Raw genomic sequence first — 16,993 nt, forward strand, 5'->3', positions numbered from 1 at the left:
TCATCCCTCACCGCCTGTCCGGGGGGCGCCGCTCAGCCGCGTTGCCGGCACGATATCCGGAGCCGAGGGCGGGAAAAACGGCATCGCCACCGGTTCGCGTCGATCCGGCTGCCCGGCGACGCGAATGACCGCTGTCAGTCCGAGCCGCATGTAGACCACCGCGCTGTCCACATCTTCGCCACCTAAAGCCGCCAGAGGATTGCGGCGCAACGGGATCGTAAAGCGCAGGACTTCCGATCGCCGATCCGCAAGCGTGCTCATCACCGGTGCTGGAGGGGCGTGTGCCGCGATCAGCGAAAACAACGCCCACGGATCGTTGAAGGCAAAGGTCGCCGTCGTGCCTGTGACACTCGCTCCACTCTCTGCTGCGACGGGCACTTGTGGAGCGTTCATCGCCCACCGCAGCGAGACCGTTACTGGATCACCAATCGTCCAGGCGAGCGGGTCAGCGGTAACGTTGCGTCGGGCATCACCGACGCGCAAGGACCACTGAAGGATCTGATTGCCACCGACAGACTGCTCGGGATTGGTGCGATATTCGCTTGACAGATCATAGACAAGCGGCCGGTCCAGCCCCGGTTCGGCCAGCATCGGCTCGAGCGCGTCGCGCACCCGAGCCATTTGGTCAAGGAATGCCGCCGCCATCTGGCCTGCCGCGGCATCAAACAGCCGTGGATCGCGCAGCAGCGATGGAAGCGCGCGGAGATCGGCGCCGAAGTTTATAAAAAATCGCCGCACGTCATTCGGATCGGCGGCGGGATAACCGGAAAAGTCGAAGGCAGATCCACTGCCGCTGCTGCCACCAACGCCAACGAACGGAAATCGCAGCGCGAGCGTATCGCGAAAAGCGGCTTGCAGACGGCCATAACGAGCCTGCACATCGGCGTGCTTTAAGCTCTCACAGCGCAGCGCGATCGATTTTTTCAGCGCTGCAAGTCGTTCACTGAAAAAATCCGCTCCCCATTCGTCGTCCTTCGTCTCATCAAGGCAGTTGTCCAGGTTAAGCTGATCCATTCCAGCCAGGATGTACTGTTCCAGGCGCTCGATGGAGTTTCCGGGTTCCCGCTGCTCATAGCGCTGCAGGGCGCGAATTATCAGCATCCACTTCGCCGCCAAGGTGTCGCCCTGTGTCGAACGGGCGCGCGCCTCACCATCGAGATACGCGACGGCCGGTTGCGCGTAGTCTCGGGCAAGCTGTTCGACGTACTCGCGCCGCAGCGCCATCACCACCGCAAGGTCAGCGATGCTCGATGCGCCGTAGGCTGGTTCGGCTACAGGTCCGCGGCCATTCCAGTTGGAGAACGCCGGATCGCGCGGTCGATAGGGCGCCTCAACAGCGAGGCGAGAATCGGTTTCCCGTAGCAAACGGGCGGCCTGCGCACCTGCGGCCTGACGCAGCCGATTGGCGGGAGCGCTGAAGCCAAGAATATCTAGAGTTTCCCGCAGATTTGCGATCAGTGGCGACGTCGCGGCAAAGTTAACGACCTCGGCTCGCAACCCACCACCTTCGAATCGCAGGCTCTCGGCCGAATTGCCAGCACCGGCGCGGCCCGCGTTGATAACGAGGTTATCGACGTAACGTGACAGAAGCTCTTGTTGTGCCGCTTGAATCGCGCGTTTGGCACCGAGCGGAAGATGCGTGACCGTCGTGGCTGCGCTAACGAGATATCCTTGTGCCGCGGTTGAGGCTTCGCGTAGCTCTTGCGAATCCCACATCAAGCGGCCACCGGCTGGGTTATCCGAGGCGATTCCCGCGGCGCTGGTGGTTCGGGCGAAAGGCTGCTTGAATAACTCGTCGATCGCGTTTTTGACGGCGACGATGCTTTTCGAAAGTACCGGCTGGCCATCGTTTTGAGTGATGATTGGCTCGTTATCAAACGCGCGCGTGTCCAGCAACGCCGCACGCTCGTTCGCCATGCGCTCGCGCCCCTCGGCACGAAGGGTTTCGACAAACTCGGGAGCTATGAAAGACAAGCGGGCGAGGGAAACGAGATTTGAAGCGACTGCAGGACTGAGATCGAGATCGTCTCTGCCGAGCCATTCGTACGCGCCGGACGAAAGCTCGATATCGATCGATGCCAGCAGATCGCGCAATTGAGCGAGTCGCTCGTCGGCCGGACGCCTCGAGGCGGTTCCTCCGAAAGCCGCAGTTTCCCGGGTCTCCTGGCTAAGAGACGTCAGGGACGAGGCGAGGGCGCTGTGCTCGAAAACCGCAGAGAAGACACTTCTGACCGCGAAGTCCAAGTGTGGTGCAGCGCGGTTGCTTAATTCACCACGAGGGATCTCGACGTTCTGGATCTGGCCAAGCGCCTGTTGATAAAGATGGTAATTGCTGCGAAACCCCGCCGGCAGGCTGATATCGAAAGTATATTCGACCAAAGATGCAAGGTTGTCGACGTTCTGATTTTCGCGTAGCGCCTGATATTCTGCGAGGAAGTGATCAAAGCGAGAGAGTGCTTCGACGTGCCGCGCGAAGTGGTCGATCGCAGCCGCGGCTGCCGCGCCGGAACTGTTCGACGAAGACTCCGATGCGACGGCCCGCGCGTCGGTGACGATGTCATCGAGCTTGGCTTCGAGGCCTTTCCAGATCGCTCTTAGGATCACGGCGTCGTAGGCGTCGGCGATCGCTTGCTCGACCTTCGCATCAGCGCCTGTCAGCAGGGATGTCGGCGCCGCGATTGATTCAATACTGCTGACGGAAACATGGCTCATCGCCTTGGCGATATTCCGCGCCGCCACGACGCGTTCGACATCTGCCGTCTGCGTGCTCACCTCGAGGGCGACTCGAACGCGGCCAACTTCGGTGCGCAGTGCATCCACGAGGTCCCGCACGCTGTCGACCCGCGGCTTTGTCCCCAGGACGTTGAGCGTTGAAAACACGCCAAGAACGGCAGCGGTGGCCAGAGCCGCTTTCGCCCAGCGCACATGACGCTGACGGCGCGTCAGCGCACCGCGCGCTGGCCGCGCAAGACGGTACTCGCGAAATACCTTCTCAGCGAACAGCGTCCGCACAAAGTCCGGCCGTCCCTGAACACGGCCCACCGCTTCGGAATCGCCGGAGGAGACTGGTCCGACGACCGGTTGACGTCCCGACAAATAAAAGCCGCGGAACAGAAAAGCCTCATGATAGGCGCTCGTTCGCAGCATGGCGGTCAGCACCAGCTTCACGCCGTCCGCCAAACGCGCCACATCGCTTGGCAGAACAAACAGTCGATCGGCGGTCTCGGCCTCCTCTTCCGCCATCATCATTTGTAGCTGTAAGGAGGACAGGCCATGAACGATGGTGGCGATCCCTTCGTCGACCCACGCGGGTGAGAAGGCGGTATCGAGCGCGTAGGGTGAAGACCAGCCGAGCATCTCGTCGCGCGCATCCGCCGGAAGGGCGCTGGCGAATGGCTGAAATCCTGCAAGCGTCTCAGCGCTGGTAACGACGAGGTAGACGGGCGTCCTCAGGCCGGTCAGTGTCTGCAGCGACCACAGGGCCTGATAGAGCTGTTCGCCCAGCAAAACTAACCGATCGTGCAATGCCCCACGCTCACCGGTCAGCGCGCTGGCCGGAATGGCGAGGACGATGCCATCGAGCGGCCGGTTTGGACGCCGATCCCGCAGCGCGCGAATGGCATCCTTCCACCTGCGCAGCCATGCTATATCTGCCGTGGCATCGCCGTCGACGGCGATGACAACACCGCCACGGCAGAGCCGAAGATCAATTCCAATTCGCGCGTTGGCCGGTATCGAGTCGGCCGATAGTCCCGGCGCTTCACCCGGAGCCGGGTCGAGTCCGTCAACGATGTCCTCGCCTCGAGCGCCGCCGACCGGTATGACAGCTACCCACGGCAGCGCGTAGAGTCGGTCGGTCGCCCCGGTCATCGCTTCGACGCGGTGGATTACATGTTTTACCATGTCGATTCCGCGGCGAATGTTCAAAGCGCGTTCGCGCTTTGACGGTACGGCTGTGCTCGGCGCCTCGCCGGGGCCGGCGGGCGAGCGGCGGTGAAATTGCCAAATGATGATGATCAGGACGACGACGAGCAGGACGGCGAGGACGCTGGCGACGAGCGGCGCCGCTTGTAGCAGTACGCGAACGAGGTGCGTGGTGTCGTTCAATCGCCCCAACCTTCAATCTTGGCCCCTTCTTCAACCACCTGGCTGGCCCGCTCGACGATATCGTGGGTGGCGTTTCTCCAGATCATGTGGTTGACGAGAAGGAATCCGCAGACGGTCACGGCGATCGCCGCGAGCCAGGGGCGCAACCTTGGCAAGCCCGCGGCGTGGTCTTCGCCGAGGGTCGGCTGGTACGCGGCGGCGAAGCTCGTCCGCCACTCAAGCGTTTCATTCCAGGGCCTATGGCAGAGCAATTCGTAAAGGCGCGAGCGCAAGCGGGCGGGCGCGCCCTCATCGTTGATTCCGCGATACCGGCCACGAAAGCCGAGCTGCAGGGTTAGAAGAATGGCGAGGGCAATATCCGAGCGGAAAACGGAGCTGCCATGCGCCAACTCTTCCGCCGCCTCAAAAATTCGCTCCCCCGCAATGCGGCTGCCATAGAGCGCATCCTCGAGCAGCATCGACTGCCATCGGTCGCGTCCCGGCCATTTCACTCGGTGCAGCAGCGTCTCATCAGCGAGAGCAGCCATGATGTAGCCGACATCGATGTCGAGGGCGGTCGGCCTGCCGATCCGATAGGCTCCGTAGCCGAGTTCGCCCAGCACCCGATGCAAGCGAGCGAAGATCGTCCGCGCCACCGTTTCTGCGTCGCGATCGCCAACAGCAACGACGATGCCATCGCTCGCGCCGCTGTCTCCGGTCTCGGCTAATCGTTGCGCGGACACGAGTTCGCCGTAAAACCTGCGGAACTGCGTGCCGACGCGCACCAGATCGGGGGCGAGCAACGGCTCCATTGTCAGGCGTCCTCGTCCCGTCTTCTGTCGGAAGGCGTGCGATCGGGCGGGACGTAGAGAATGAGTTCGCTGGGATGGCCCGGCGCGTCGCGACCCTGTGGGCTGGCGATTTCGAGGGTCTCGCCCGCGACAATGAATGCGGGATCAACATCGACGGCGAACAACAGCACATGGCGGGGCGGCATCAGTCCAAGCTCTTCAATTCGCTCGACCGGGCGCCGGGCCGTACCCAGGATTCGCCGCTCGCGGATGCCCCGCATGCGCGACGTCGAGCCGATCCACGCATCGGACATCCATTCGGCGACCGACGGTAGGCCCTGCCCGGCTGCAGCGCGCGCGCCGACTGCGAGCGTGCGTCCCGAAAGCCAGTCCACCGGCAGGACAAGTTGGAAGCGGTCGTCATCGCGGTTGAAGCGGATGGCCCGGTACGGCTCGTGCACGCGCGAAAGAAGTCCATCAATGAAGTCCACGATCGCGCGAAATGCCGGAAGGGGATGGGCGTGCACGTAAGGCGGCAAGTGTGGCGGGCACGGCTGGCCGTCGATGCAGGCGAGACCGCCAACGGCATCACACAACGCGAGATAGAGAGAAAACGGATGGGCCACGCCACTGCTCAGAAGCCCTTCGAGCTTAAACAGCCCCTGCGCCATCGCACGGACAATCGTCCAACCCTCGCTCGCTACCGCCTGATCGGCTTCAGCGACCGGGCCCTGCAAACGTTCGGACAGCGCCATCGTCTTTTCACGTAATCGGCGGACGACGTTATCGACCAGATCGAACAGGTGTCCGTCACGGTCGACGGTCAGGGCTGGCGGTATGAACGAATCGAGTGCGAACCCATCGTCACGAAAGGCGATACGAGCGATTGGAATGCTCGTGTAGAGATTGGGGGGGGAACGCGTCGGCGCGTCGGTCAGAAACAGGTGTGTCGCGGGCCGTAGTCGCGGAATCGCGATCGCGCCGTCGCCCGTGTTCTCATCGCGTATGGGGCGAGATTCTACCGAGCGAAACCTCGGCACACCCCCCATGTCGGCGGGTGTATCGGACCATGCGGCGACGCACAGATGGACCGTCGCCGGTGTCGCGGCGAAGTCGTGCTCGACGCTGCCTAAATCGAGCTGGAGCGGCGGCGAGTCCGCTTGTGGCTCAACGACAACCAAGCCGTCTGGCAAAATCGCCTCGACGGCGTCCAAGCGGAAGATGCCGTCCAACAGGACCCGGGAGTCGATGACGAGTCGCCGGATACCCCAACCATAGGGCGCGGCGGCGAGGACGAGATAGGCGAGAAGCGCGTCGGCTCGTCGCGTCGCCTGCTGAAAATGCTGCGGCGACAGCAGCATGCCCTCGTGCCACTGAACGCTTTCCGGAATGCCTCGTACGTCGTTCATTAGCTGCCCGTCGCTGCTGCCTGGGCTGGGTTCGGCATCATCTTGTCATTGTCGACGACAAAATCCGTCTCCCCCAATTCGAGAAGCAAACGCGACGGCCCGTCCTCCAAACGCTGGCGATGGTCCCCAGGGCTGGCGTAGTTCGCGAAAACCAGCGTGGCATCAACGGCACAGGGGGCATCGATGGCAGCGTCGGAGATGGTCTGTCCTGGAGCCAGTTCCCACGATGTGATCCGCATTGCGCCGGGATAGTCGCGTTCGAGTTGGGTCCGCTTCGCGAAGTAATCGCTTGCGTTCAGTTTAACGATTTCCCCTGCCAGTAAGGCATCGCTGACGAAGACGAGGTCGACGGCAACGGCGCGATCGCGATTGCTGTTTTCGTCTGCGACAATCGAGACGGTGTTCGGCCCATCGGGGGCAATGCATAAGGTCCGGGAGAGGGATGTGCATGCGGCGAGTCCGGCGGTACCGAGAAGCACGATGCACGGCGCTTGCGCGATCGATCGAAACTTGTAGAGCTGCATCAATCGATTAAACCTGGATGGCTTCACTGGGGTTCGTTCATTGGCGGCGGCGCCCGGACGATCAGCGCATCGATGCCGATATCTCGGTGCAGCTGCGCCACCACGCGAGACGCCTCGGCGCGATCGGCGAAGTCACCCGCTTGCGCGAGATGCCATGATTCACCGTTGCCTGCCTGGAAATCAGTGATACCGACGTCAAAGCCACGGCCGCGCAACGAATCGCGTAACGTCTGTGCCGTCGCGAGATCGAGAAACGCCCCGATTTGAACCTGGTATGGCAGGCGCGAGCTGCTGGCCAGCGCAAGCGGCGATACTGGCTCGGGCGCAACTGCCGTTTTGCCCACGGCTGTTGACCGCGCCGCGTTTTCTACGACGGCGCCAGGGGATTCGCGTTCTCCTTGAGGGCTTTGCGGCGGCGAGCTTGCGCTTTCTCGATTGACCGCTTGTGCCTCGGCCGACGAGCTGCCGTCCGGGGGAGAATCCCTGGTCGGCATGGCGGACGAAGGCCCTGACGCTGGCGCCGCCGCGGCAGCGCTCCTCAGTAACCCGCTCGCGCCCTCGGCGGCCGTCGTCCCGCCGTCATGCGCCGATCCGGTCCCAAACTCGGGGATTTGCGATGCAACCAGCCAAAGGGTGCACGCTGCCCCCAGCGAAAATGAAACGACCGTCGTTGCGGCCAAGCCTCCCAACAAAAACCGGTAGGAACCCACATACGACAACGCTGATGCTCCTGAAGCGCGCGCCTCGCGTCCTCGCACGGCGCACGATCATCGCCGTGGTAACGCGTCCGGGAATTCCGTTCCGCCCGTGGCAGAGTCGTTGAATGCTCCGCCATCAGCCTAGTTGCTCTTTTACGACCCCAACTGGGCTACCGGCAAGGGGTTAGATGTCGACTTTATGACCCTGAGCACTCATTTAAGCGCCTCCGGTTCTGCTCCAACCTGAAGTCGGAATAATACGTATGGTTTTTCGCGTAGATCTTGACCGCCATTGAACTGCGGCTGCCGATGCAATTGGTTCGCGGTGACATAAAGATAACCATCGGCTCCAATGGACAGCGAGTCCGGCCATAGCAGGCGCGGATCGTGCGCGACGGTCTCCCAGCTTCCATCGACGAGGCGTCGGCGGACGCTGTTGTTTTCATAGTCGGTGGCGTAGAGCCGGCTGGCGTTGTCCACCTCAAGTCCGTCGGATGCGCCTTTTTCGCCAAGATCGACCACGGCTGCCGCGACCGTGGCATCCTCGACGCTGCGATCAGAGAGAAGGGCTGTTGGCACCGAGAAAAGGTGGCGACTTGACAGCGGGCTGTAATACAGCGTCTGACCATCCGCGGAGAGGGCGATGCCGTCGGCGGCGACCTGGAATGGACGCGCCGGGCCGTCCGGAGGCCGCATCATCAACACTTCCCCTTCGACGATCGGCACGAAACTTCGGTCGGCCTGGACTGACGGATGGCCACTGAGCCGGCGCCATGCTTCCTTGGTTGCGAGGTCGACGACGATCAGCCCGCCAGGTCCTTTCACTGACGAATCGGTGATGTAAGCCACTCCACCCTCACCCTGACGCAGATTGAGGCGAAGATCGTTAACGTACGTTGTCGGAAGCACCACCGTCTCAGGCAAAACGATCGTCTCGGCAACGCGGTCCGTTGCGAGATCAACGGCCACGAGTTTGGCTCCGCCGGCCACCGGCTCACGAAACTCCGGAGAACCCGTGTCAAGAATCCACAGACGGTTCTTCGCGTCAGCGACAACACTCTGCACGCTGACCAACCGTTCTTCCGACGTCCAACCATTGGCGTTGTTGATCGATACTGTTGGATACGCCACGAGTTCGCCGTTGCGAATCTCCCCGACGGTAAAGGGCACGTCATCGCCCCATCGCGGAAAATTGACAAAAATTCTTCCACTTTCCGTGACGGCCACACCGGTCGGCATCGCGCCAGTGAACAAGAACACTGCCTCCAGCGAGCCGATCGTCCGTTCGACAGGAAGCGGATCAGCTGCTGCGATCTTGGAAGATTCGGCAAGGGCAAGGCAGGAAAGAAGGACGACAGCGTATGAGCGCACGAAAACCTCCCGTCGGCATTAGAGTTGGCAGGATAATTGAGGCCTTGTCGCCGCTGAGCTGCGTTACGGTGACCGCTGGCTGACGATCGCCGCGACGCGACAACGCGAAAAAGCCGCTGTTCCCAGCCCTTTGCAGCATCAGAGCCTGTCTCAAGTCGATCGCACGAAAAGACAATCGCGTTTTCCGCCCCATCCAAGCCTCATGCGTACTCTCGTTTTTGGAGTATATTGGCTCGCCTTGGAGGAATCAGGCCTATGGAACGTCGATGCAGATTATGAATGATCTTCACCGTCTTACGATGGACGAGCTTCGCATGGCCCTCGACGATTGGCGACGATGGCGCGATCGGGTTCAAACCGCCGAACACATGCGTCTGCGGGTCGAGCGCTTCGCCCAAGCGTGCGCCAATATCGCCGCGATCGAGCGGGAAATGGACCTAAGGACCCCTGAAGGTCGCGAACGCCTCCGAAAGACCGCTGAGGCCAATCTCGAAGCGCTCGTCGCGACGACAGCCGTTCCGATCAGCGCGTACCGACAGGCGCGCCACGAACTTATGACCGTCGAACAGCGTATATGCCGTTAACCGTCGTTTCTCGACCGTGCTTTCTCTATCGCAACCGCGAAGCGGCATGGCCGCCCGCGTTTTTCTCGCCATCGCGGCATGTGAACAAAAAAAGGGCCGTACGAGACGGCCCGAGTTTTGGGAGGAAACGTCCAAGAAGCACGGGCAGCAACCTCCGAGAGGGAGTGTGCTGCACCGCACAAGAAGTCAGATAGTCGTTCGCATGGTGAAATTCAAATGACAAATTTCGGGTCACGCCATTCGATCGTGCATACCTTGTAGGCAGTCACCGGGTTGTTCTTTAATGCATTGAATTACATACGATAAAAATGCAACACGCTTGCGTCATCGGTCAGACACGTGGAAATCGAATACCGATTACCCAACGATCGCATCGATAGAGCGGAGCGCTGGGCGAGTTTCTCATCCGTAACCTCAACCGCATTGCAGCATTTGGGGGCGCGGCGCGGTGAGACGAAAACGCTTGTCAACGTGTGATGCCCGCGCCTGCTATGAGCTTGGGACAACGTCCAACAGGGAGCACAGAACAACAATGCCGGGATTGATCGCCGATATCGGTGGTACCAACGTGCGCTTCGCTCTGGTCGGCGAGGACGACACGGTCGAGCGGGTCAGCGTCTTGCAGTGCGCCGACTACCCGAGCCTTGTCGGTGCCTGTGAGGCCTATCTTGGCGGCCTCGATGCCGGGTCACGGCCAAAGCGCGCGGCGCTGGCCGTCGCCTCGCCGATCAAGAGCGACGAGGTGCGCATGACCAATCATCCGTGGGTGTTCTCGATTGACGAGACGCGCCGCCAGCTCGGTCTCGCCGGCCTCGATGTGGTCAACGACTTCATCGCCGTCGCTCTGGGTCTGACGCGCCTGTCGGCCGCCGATGTCCGTCGCGTCGGTGGCGGCGAAGCCGATCCCGACGCGGCCATCGCCGTGCTTGGCGCCGGTACCGGTCTTGGCATGGCGGGGCTGATCCGCACCCACGGCGGCGGCCGGGTGCCGGTGTCGAGCGAGGGCGGCCACGTCACTCTGCCCGCGTTCGACGAGCGGGAGGCCACGGTGATCGCGGCGCTGCGCCGTACCTTCGGGCACGTCTCCGCCGAACGCGTGCTGTCCGGTCCCGGCCTCGTCAACCTCTACCGGGCAATCGGCGAGGTCGACGGTCGCGAAATCGACCCTGAGATGACCCCGCCGGAGTGCACCGCGCGGGCCATGGCCGGCACTTGCGCGATCAGCGCCGAGGCGCTGCGTCTGTTCAGCGTCATGCTCGGCACCGTTGCCGCCAACCTCGCCGTCACCTTCGATGCGCGCGGCGGCATCTATATCGCCGGCGGCATCGTCCCCAAGCTCGGAGTTCATTTCGCTGCCGAGAATTTCCGCCGCAGATTTGAGGACAAGGGGCGCTTCCGCGGCTACCTCGAAACCATCCCGACCGCGGTGATCATTCATCCGCTGCCGGCGTTCATCGGTCTCGCCTCGCTGGTCTCCGACCGCTGAGGCTGCCTGTCGGACGAACCGCCGTCGGAGGAGCCGCGCGGGCCGCGGGCCCCTCTCAGACGGGGATCGTGCGCGGCCGTTCGCTGTCGAGCATGCCCATCTGCGCCGCGTCGTAGCGATCACCGGCCGTCGCCCCCGCCGGCACCGCCTGCTCGATGCGGGCAAGGTCGTCGGTGCTCAGGACGACGCCGAGCGCGTTAAGGGCTTCTTCGAGGCGCTCGGGCCTACGCGCGCCGATCAGCGGGATGATATCGGCGCCACGGGCCAGGACCCAGGCGATGGCGAGCTGGGCGACGGTGATGCCCTTGTCAGCGGCTAGCGCCCGTAGCGCCTCGACGAGGGCGAGGTTCTTCTCCAGGTTATCGCCAGTGAACCGCGGCAGGCGCGAACGGAAATCGGGCGCCGTCCCAGCGGCCTGTGCCGGCCAGTGCCCGCTCAAAAGGCCCCGCGACAGCACACCGTAAGCGGCGATGCTGATGCCGAGCGCCCGGGCGGTCGGCAGGATGTCCGCCTCGATGCCGCGCGAAAACAGCGAATATTCGATCTGCAGCCAGGCGACCGGATGGACCGCATGGGCCCGGCGCAGCGTCGCCGCTGACGCCTCGGAGAGGCCGAGGTAGCGAACATAGCCGCGCTCGATCATCTCCTTGATCGCGCCGACGGTCTCCTCGATCGGCACGTTGGGGTCGATGCGCGCCGGCTGATAGAGGTCGACGTAATCGGTGCCGAGCCGCTTCAGGCTGTAGGCGAGGAAATTCTTGACCGCCGACGGCCGGCCGTCGAAGCCGATGAACCCGGCATCGGGCGTGCGCATCGCCCCGAACTTCACGGCAATGAACGCATCCTCGCGGCGGCGGCCGCGCATCGCTTCGGCGATCAGCATCTCGTTATGGCCGCAGCCATAGAAGTCACCGGTATCGAGCAGGGTGATACCGGCATCCTGCGCGGCGTGGATGGTGGCGATGCTTTGGGCGCGATCAGCTGGCCCGTAGAAATCGGACATGCCCATGCAGCCGAGGCCGAGGGCGGACAACTCCAGACCTTCGGAGCCGAGACGACGCGTTTGCATGATCGACTTTCCTCAATGGTCGCGAAAGAAAGGGAAACGATGACCGGCCGTGAAGGCGAGCACACCTCAGTGGTGGCCGAATGTCGTGCCTCCGTGGCCGTCGGGCAGATCGATGCGCACGTTCTGCATCATTCCTTGATCCTCGTGATCGAGGATATGGCAATGGAGCACGTATTCGCCAATGTAGCGTTGGTATCGGGTTCTGACGACGACCGTATAGATCCCCGCCGGCTCGGCTTCTTGGGGGATGAGGCTCTTCACCCACAGTGTGTCCTTCCACACCCCCTTCAACCCCGGATACTGGGGATCGGGGGCGCCGCCGGCATCGTCAATCGCGCCTGGCGCGCTGACGTCACGCCCCTGCGGATCAAGAATGCGCACGATCTGGAACGGATTGACGTGGATGTGGAACGGATGGCTGACGAAGCGCGAACGCAGCGTCCATTCGTCGACACCGCCAAGTTTCAAAATCCGATCGATTCGATCGGGATCATAGGGCTCGTTGTCGACCTCGAAGCGCGGCGGTGTGGTGGATGTATCGATATAAAAGGTGAGCTCCTGGGCGCCGGTGACCTCGGCATCGCCGATGTCGGCGTGAGGCACGAAATGCGACAGCTTCAGCCCGTCCTTGAGATCGGCGATCACCGCGTCGCGCAGCGGTGGCGGCATCTCGCGACGGGCGGCGGCAACCAGCTCGCCAGTCAGGTAGGCGGCGGGATCGCGCACCGTCTTGCCCGGTGCCACGGCGACGATGCCGAGCAGGCGCGGGCTGGGCGCCTGGCGGGTGACGCTGGCGGCGGCCGGCACCGAGGCGTTGATCACGCAGTATTTGCCCGGGTCGGGAAAGACCATCAGCGCATCGGCGCGATAGCCCGGCTGCAGCGTCGTGCGCGTCGTCGGCTGCACGGCGGCCATAGTTAGCCCGTCCTCGGCGATCAGGTGGTAGGGCAGCGGCTCGCCGGTGCAGTAGTCGCCGATGAACGCTGCGGCCTCGGAGGACTTCAGCGCATCAATGGCTGGCGCATCGATCTTCAGACGGCGGAATTCGAGGCTGATGGTGTCGCGCACCCCGGCATGGATCAGCCGCCAGCGCTCGATGCGCCCGGCCTCGCTCGGAAACGTCGGCAGAACGAGGCCGTTGATGCTGGTGAAGCGGCCGGACTGTGGCCAAGTCTCCGGTCCGAACTGACCGGCGCCGGCAGGATCGCGGTAGAACTCGATGCCGCCGACATCGCCGGGATCGCACACCCAGGCGACGACCGCGCCGGCCTCGTCGCGCGCCACCTTGATGTTGCTGGCGGCGTCGAGGCAGGCGTACTGGATCTGCTGGAGAACCAGCACCTGCTCGGGAAACCCGGCGCCCTCGCGGGTCTTGAGCAGGGTGTCGACATCGCCGTTGGCACTCGCGGTCGGCAAGCGGTTGCCGCGAACGATCAGCGCGCCGGCCATGCCGCTCGCTACCTGCAGCGCTACCGCGCCGTGGCGGTGCGGGTGGTACCAGAACGTCCCGGCGGGATGGTCGGGGGGGATGTTGTATTCGTACTGAAAACTGACGCCGGGATTGATCGACAGCAGCACGTTGTCGCTGTTACCGGTCGGGCTGACCCAAAGCCCGTGGGTATGCAGATTGGTGCCGTTGAAGCAGTGGGGGACGTTCGGCCCGTCAGCGTGCTGGGTGCAGCTCGGATCGGCCGGCAGACGGTTATTCAACGTGATCCGCACCGTATCACCCGGATCGACCTCGATCGTCGGGGCGACGAACGGGCGGTTGGGATTGACGCCAGTACCGCTGTAGCTGCGCAGATGCACCTTGTCCTTGCGGCGGGTGGCGGGGTTGTAGATGGCGCTGTCGGTGTAAACGACGTCGAGGTCAAACCGCTTCTCACCGCTCATCCGCGGCGCCGTCGCCGGCGGCAGCGCCATCATCGTCGTCTTTGGTGCGGTTTTGGATTCGATGGCGAACTTCGGCGGATTGATGAGCGTGCGATCGTCGGCCTGCGCTGCGACAGGCGCAATGGCCGGCCCCATGGCAGGCTTGGCGACCGGCTCCGCGGCAGGCACGGCGCCTGCGGCGGACTGCAGCGCTGCCACCATCAGTCCGCCGATGCCGGTGGTGAGTCGGCGCCGGATGCGGGCACGCAACGCCCACCGGTCCACGCTTTCGAACAAGCCCATCCCCCGCTCCTCAGCGACACGGATCGGGCGTGTACCTAAACGACCGCCCGCCTCGACCGCCCTTGCACACCCGCGCCTTGGTTATAGTTTTTGCGCAAGATGCAACACTCTGATGATACTCCCCCAAACTCGCCATTGTCGACACTTCGCCGAACGATTACGCATAAACTCGGGAAGAGTTGCGACTGACCAAGGTAATGAGATGGACCCCTTTGGTGGGACCACTGGATCGTCGTTCTTGATTGGAAGGCTGGCCGGCTCTGTCCTTGTCGATCACGCCACGCAAGGCGTTTGTTGTTGTTGTCGCGGTGGGCATGTGGGCGACGCGGCCGCGTCGACCAAACGAAGTGTCATGTCCACGGCGTTGCCGGCCACGGTGCCGTGGATGCCGTCGCGCCACACCGCCATCGGGGTCCGGCCGGCCAGCGCCTGATAGGGACGTCGGCCATTGTAAAGCCGATCCACGAGGTAATACCGACGCGCGCCTCGCGGCCGTCGGCGTAGCCCTTCAGATAGACGTCCTCGTCCTTCAGCGACCGCCACAGCCGTTCGATGAAGACGTTGCATCCATCGGCCGTCCATCGAGATCCCAATGTCGGCGCTCGCCAGCCGGCCGGTGAAGGCGGCGCTGATGGACTGGCTGCCCTGGTCGGTATCGAAGATCTCGGGCCGGCCGAAGCGCGCCATCGCCTCGTCGAGGGCGTCGCCGCAGAACGCGCCGTCCATCGTGTTCGACAGCCGCCAGGCCAGTACCGCCCGGCTCGCCCAGTCGATGATCGCCACCAGGTAGAGGAAGCCGCGTCCGATCGGGATGTAGGTGATATCCGCCGCCCACACCTGGTTCGGCCGACATCACCTGGTCGCGCAGCAGATACGGGACGATCTTGTGCCCCGGCGCCGGCTTGGTCGTCCGCGGCTTCGGCCCCAGGGCTACGATCCCCATCCGCCGCATCAGCCGCTGCACCCGCTTGCGGTTGACCGAGAGACCTTCCGCCCGCAGCATCCCCCGTCATCCGCCGCGAGCCGAGGAACGGCCAAGCGGTGAACAGCCCGTCGATCCGTAGCATCAGCGCCAGATCGGCGTCGTCGTTCGCCGGCGCTGGCCGGTACACGCCCGGACCTCCTGGCTAACAATCCCGCTCGACCGTCAGCTGCCCGATCTTGGCATGCGGCGTCTCGATCTCCCGCTCGCGCGCCTCGTCCGCGTCGATGCCGACGCCCGGATCGAAGGCCGGCGCCGCGTTGTCCAAGAGCTGCTTCTTCCAGGCATAGCTCTGGTTCGGATGAACCTCATAACGCACCGCCAGGCCCGCCACCGTCGCCTGCTCCCGCAGCGCCTCCAGGGCGATCTTCGCCTTCAGCGCCGCATCGAGCTTCCGTCTCGGCTTCTTCATCATCATCTCCGTCTACCACGACGGAGCCGACCCCGCTCCAATCAAGCCCCTGGTCCCAAATTCGGGGTCCACTTCAGTACGGCCCGGAGCTGTGGCGGGAGCCGCGAGACCTGGAGCGGACGGTTGCCGCCGTCTGGGAGGTGTCGTTCGGCAAGGTCCCGGCGGCCGCCGCTGCCGACGACGACGAAACAGAGTTGGGACTCGGGTGCGGCGTCGACTGAGCGCGGCCATCCCCGGCCTGTCGCCGAGACCGGGTCAGGACGGTCGCAGGGTCGACGGCGCCGTTGCACACGCACGACAAGGCCGGTTCGGTGTTCCATAAGCAAGCGATTGGCATTGTCAGACCGAAATGCCGCGCTTCAACTCTGCGCGCTGTTCGCACCGCACGTCACGCGGCGTTAACAGGGACGTCCTACGGTGTTCACACCACGAGCGCATCCTCGGCAGAATGGCGCGGACGCGATCCTCTCCGCGCCGCGGAGAAGGAACCGGACGATGCCTCGTGTTCGCTTGCCGCTCCTCAGCGGCCGCGATGTTCCCCTCGCCAGACCCGAGTACGCGAATGGTGCGCGCGTCGTCGACGTGATCCACCCCTCCAATGCCACCGCGCCGCGGCCCGCAGCTCACCATGAGCGAGACGAGTCGGAGTCGGCGATGCCGACCCGCGAGCACCTGTTGAAAACCGTCGGCTTGCACGACTTCGCCGATGCCAAGGACTGGGCCGACGCGCTGAACGAACTCGCCAAACTCTCCGATACCGAGATCAGTGATCTTGCCGGCTTGGTCCTCTCGAGAAAGGAGGGAGCCACTCTCTCCAGAGACGGTTGCCGTCCAACCCAACTCCTGCCAAGGCTCGCTCCCGCCCAACTTGACGGTGCCCGCCGAACAGAGTCCAATTTGTCGACACTCGAATCCGTGGCCTCGTTGAGCGACGATTCCTGAACCGCTCCGGGTTTGTCGGCGGCTTCAACTTTTGAGAGTATGGAGCCATGACGAGCAAGACGACGAACAAGTTTTCCCCGGAAGTGCGCGTCCGGGCGGTGCGGATGGTCCTCAAACACGAGGGCGAGCACGCTTCGCGATGGGCCGCCATTGCCTCGATCGCCGCCAAGATCGGCTACACGCCGGAGACGCTGCGGCTTTGGGTGAAGAAGGCGGAGCGAGACAGCGGTCGGATCGACGGCGGTGCGCCGGATTTGGACGCTCGCCTGAAGGCGCTGGAGCGCGAGGTCCGCGAGCTGCGGCAACCAAACGAGATCTTGCGCAAGGCGAGTGCGTATTTCGCCCTGGTGGAGCTCGACCGCCGACAGAAGTGATGGTGTTGTTCATCGACGACCACTGGGACGTCTACGGGGTCGATGGAGTGGACGCCCTCCCGACGGCATCGATGTGCCAAGGTAGTGGTG

At 63.5% G+C, this 16,993-nt stretch carries 12 protein-coding genes, 1 pseudogene and 1 other annotated feature; of the genes and pseudogenes, 4 read left to right on the forward strand and 9 right to left on the reverse strand.

The window, feature by feature from the left end; genetic code table 11:
* The 6 genes from IPK66_02890 to IPK66_02915 all read right to left on the reverse strand — a co-directional run bounded on the left by IPK66_02890 (nucleotide 1) and on the right by IPK66_02915 (nucleotide 8,747).
* Nucleotides 1-4,107, reverse strand: a complete 4,107-nt coding sequence (locus IPK66_02890; GenBank protein MBK8174256.1) for a hypothetical protein — start codon at nucleotides 4,105-4,107, stop codon at nucleotides 1-3.
* The gene (locus tag IPK66_02895; protein ID MBK8174257.1) at nucleotides 4,104-4,898 is read right to left on the reverse strand and encodes a DotU family type IV/VI secretion system protein; all 795 of its coding nucleotides are present in this window, start codon (nucleotides 4,896-4,898) and stop codon (nucleotides 4,104-4,106) included. Before IPK66_02895 ends, IPK66_02890 begins: the two co-directional genes overlap by 4 nt.
* A gap of 2 nt (nucleotides 4,899-4,900) precedes the next feature.
* A complete protein-coding gene (gene tssK / locus IPK66_02900) occupies nucleotides 4,901-6,286 on the reverse strand; it encodes a type VI secretion system baseplate subunit TssK (protein MBK8174258.1) in 1,386 nt (461 codons plus the stop codon).
* Nucleotides 6,286-6,810: a hypothetical protein gene (locus tag IPK66_02905; GenBank protein MBK8174259.1), complete on the reverse strand. Its 525-nt coding sequence runs from the start codon at nucleotides 6,808-6,810 to the stop codon at nucleotides 6,286-6,288. Before IPK66_02905 ends, tssK begins: the two co-directional genes overlap by 1 nt.
* A gap of 23 nt (nucleotides 6,811-6,833) precedes the next feature.
* A complete protein-coding gene (locus IPK66_02910) occupies nucleotides 6,834-7,154 on the reverse strand; it encodes an SPOR domain-containing protein (GenBank protein MBK8174260.1) in 321 nt (106 codons plus the stop codon).
* A 567-nt stretch (nucleotides 7,155-7,721) separates the two neighbouring features.
* Nucleotides 7,722-8,747 (reverse strand): gluconolaconase, encoded by a 1,026-nt coding sequence (locus IPK66_02915; GenBank protein ID MBK8174261.1) that lies wholly within the window; start codon nucleotides 8,745-8,747, stop codon nucleotides 7,722-7,724.
* A 398-nt stretch (nucleotides 8,748-9,145) separates the two neighbouring features.
* Between IPK66_02915 and IPK66_02920 the strand changes: the two genes are divergently transcribed.
* On the forward strand, nucleotides 9,146-9,463 hold the full coding sequence (locus IPK66_02920) for a hypothetical protein (protein ID MBK8174262.1): 318 nt from the start codon (nucleotides 9,146-9,148) through the stop codon (nucleotides 9,461-9,463).
* 532 nt (nucleotides 9,464-9,995) lie between these two features.
* Entirely contained in the window at nucleotides 9,996-10,949 is a 954-nt protein-coding gene (glk, locus tag IPK66_02925) for a glucokinase (protein ID MBK8174263.1), read from the forward strand.
* Nucleotides 10,950-11,004: 55 nt separating this feature from the next.
* Here glk and IPK66_02930 read toward each other — a convergent pair whose 3' ends face one another.
* The 3 genes and pseudogenes from IPK66_02930 to IPK66_02940 form a co-directional block, all read right to left on the reverse strand.
* Complete coding sequence (locus IPK66_02930; protein MBK8174264.1) at nucleotides 11,005-12,018, reverse strand: aldo/keto reductase; 1,014 nt, start codon at nucleotides 12,016-12,018, stop codon at nucleotides 11,005-11,007.
* 66 nt (nucleotides 12,019-12,084) lie between these two features.
* A complete protein-coding gene (locus IPK66_02935; protein ID MBK8174265.1) occupies nucleotides 12,085-14,112 on the reverse strand; it encodes a multicopper oxidase domain-containing protein in 2,028 nt (675 codons plus the stop codon).
* A 489-nt stretch (nucleotides 14,113-14,601) separates the two neighbouring features.
* A pseudogene (locus tag IPK66_02940) lies at nucleotides 14,602-15,587 on the reverse strand (IS3 family transposase).
* A 495-nt stretch (nucleotides 15,588-16,082) separates the two neighbouring features.
* Between IPK66_02940 and IPK66_02945 the strand changes: the two are divergent.
* Complete coding sequence (locus tag IPK66_02945) at nucleotides 16,083-16,529, forward strand: hypothetical protein (protein MBK8174266.1); 447 nt, start codon at nucleotides 16,083-16,085, stop codon at nucleotides 16,527-16,529.
* A 47-nt stretch (nucleotides 16,530-16,576) separates the two neighbouring features.
* Entirely contained in the window at nucleotides 16,577-16,903 is a 327-nt protein-coding gene (locus IPK66_02950; protein MBK8174267.1) for a transposase, read from the forward strand.
* Nucleotides 16,861-16,965 (forward strand) — a sequence feature (AL1L pseudoknot). (Overlaps the previous gene by 43 nt.)
* The last annotated feature ends 28 nt before the right edge of the window (nucleotides 16,966-16,993 follow it).

It is taken from the genome of Rhodospirillales bacterium (assembly GCA_016712595.1).
Lineage (GTDB): Bacteria > Pseudomonadota > Alphaproteobacteria > Rhodospirillales > Defluviicoccaceae > Defluviicoccus.

Bases quoted from the DNA above. Each gene is read 5' to 3' on its own strand.
- IPK66_02930 (MBK8174264.1), bottom strand. From the start codon at position 12,018: ATGCAAACGCGTCGTCTCGGCTCCGAAGGTCTGGAGTTGTCCGCCCTC.
- IPK66_02905 (MBK8174259.1), bottom strand. From the start codon at position 6,810: ATGCAGCTCTACAAGTTTCGATCGATCGCGCAAGCGCCGTGCATCGTG.
- IPK66_02915 (MBK8174261.1), bottom strand. From the start codon at position 8,747: ATGCCGACCGGTGTGGCCGTCACGGAAAGTGGAAGAATTTTTGTCAAT.
- glk (MBK8174263.1), top strand. From the start codon at position 9,996: ATGCCGGGATTGATCGCCGATATCGGTGGTACCAACGTGCGCTTCGCT.
- IPK66_02895 (MBK8174257.1), bottom strand. From the start codon at position 4,898: ATGGAGCCGTTGCTCGCCCCCGATCTGGTGCGCGTCGGCACGCAGTTC.
- IPK66_02920 (MBK8174262.1), top strand. From the start codon at position 9,146: ATGCAGATTATGAATGATCTTCACCGTCTTACGATGGACGAGCTTCGC.
- IPK66_02945 (MBK8174266.1), top strand. From the start codon at position 16,083: ATGCCTCGTGTTCGCTTGCCGCTCCTCAGCGGCCGCGATGTTCCCCTC.
- tssK (MBK8174258.1), bottom strand. From the start codon at position 6,286: ATGAACGACGTACGAGGCATTCCGGAAAGCGTTCAGTGGCACGAGGGC.
- IPK66_02935 (MBK8174265.1), bottom strand. From the start codon at position 14,112: ATGGTGGCAGCGCTGCAGTCCGCCGCAGGCGCCGTGCCTGCCGCGGAG.
- IPK66_02950 (MBK8174267.1), top strand. From the start codon at position 16,577: ATGACGAGCAAGACGACGAACAAGTTTTCCCCGGAAGTGCGCGTCCGG.